At 58.4% G+C, this 885-nt stretch carries 3 protein-coding genes; all 3 read left to right on the forward strand.

Annotated features, from left to right (window positions below):
* Positions 1 to 135, forward strand: a 135-nt coding sequence (locus LPW29_RS15185; protein ID WP_274520345.1) for a helix-turn-helix domain-containing protein, incomplete at its 5' end; no start/stop codon positions are given.
* Positions 136 to 144: 9 nt separating this feature from the next.
* Positions 145 to 516 (forward strand): DUF4160 domain-containing protein, encoded by a 372-nt coding sequence (locus tag LPW29_RS15690; RefSeq protein WP_338018717.1) that lies wholly within the window; start codon positions 145 to 147, stop codon positions 514 to 516.
* Positions 497 to 736 carry a DUF2442 domain-containing protein gene (locus tag LPW29_RS15195; protein ID WP_238628713.1) on the forward strand — a complete coding sequence of 80 codons (240 nt, stop codon included), beginning with the start codon at positions 497 to 499 and terminating at the stop codon, positions 734 to 736. Before LPW29_RS15690 ends, LPW29_RS15195 begins: the two co-directional genes overlap by 20 nt.
* Positions 737 to 885 lie beyond the last annotated feature (149 nt).

Below are 885 nucleotides of genomic sequence, written 5' to 3' on the forward strand. Positions count from 1 at the left end.
ACCGAAGGCCGCGCCGTGCGCCGCGCCATGCAGATGGTGGACGGCAATATCTCAAGGGCAGCCGAGCTGCTGGGGGTGAGCAGGCCGACGTTGTACGATTTGATGAAGAAGCATGAGATGGGGCGGGAGGGGTAGGGCGCCCGCGTGCTCCTCAGGCGCTTCGCCGACCAGCAGGTGCGCGCTATCAAGGCTTTCGCCCCGGACGCCGTCCAGTCCATCGAACACCATACCTGGCCCGGCAACGTCCGCGAGATGGAAAACTGGATCAAACGTGAGGGATCCTCCGTGCCCACCCTGCTGAACGAAAAAGGGTTCAAATTCTTCTTTTATGCCAATGAACATCCGCCAGCGCATGTGCATGTGATGAAGTCCGATGGCTGGGCCAAGATCGAAATGGAGACCAGCGTGGTGGTATATTCAACGCTCAAAAAGCAAGAGCTCAATGAGTGTCTTGAGCTACTGGACTTGCATAGGCAGCAGTTCCTGGAGGTATGGAATGCATGGTTTGGTAGGTAAAGAAGTTCATTTTGACGACCACTACCTTCACGTCGAACTGAGTGATGGTCGACGTATCTCAACGCCCCTTCGCTGGTACCCAGAGCTTGAGCAGGCTTCTGTCAAGGTGCTACGTCACTACCGACTTATCTGCGACGCGACAGGTGTCGAGTGGCCGGATATTGATTACCACTTAAGCATTGCAGCGATGCTGGAGGTGCCGGCCCGGCAAGTGGCGTGAGGGCCCGCAGTATCACGAACTCACGGGACACCCGATGCATCCGGGGCGCCGCCATTCGCGGCCGAGGGCCCCCGAAGGACTGGAACTTGACACCGCGCCAGCGGGGGTGAGTGTCTGTCCCTTACCCCCGGCAAGTTACCCTGACTTAC

The sequence above is a fragment of the Ectothiorhodospira sp. 9100 genome (assembly GCF_022227565.1).
Taxonomy (GTDB): domain Bacteria; phylum Pseudomonadota; class Gammaproteobacteria; order Ectothiorhodospirales; family Ectothiorhodospiraceae; genus Ectothiorhodospira; species Ectothiorhodospira marina.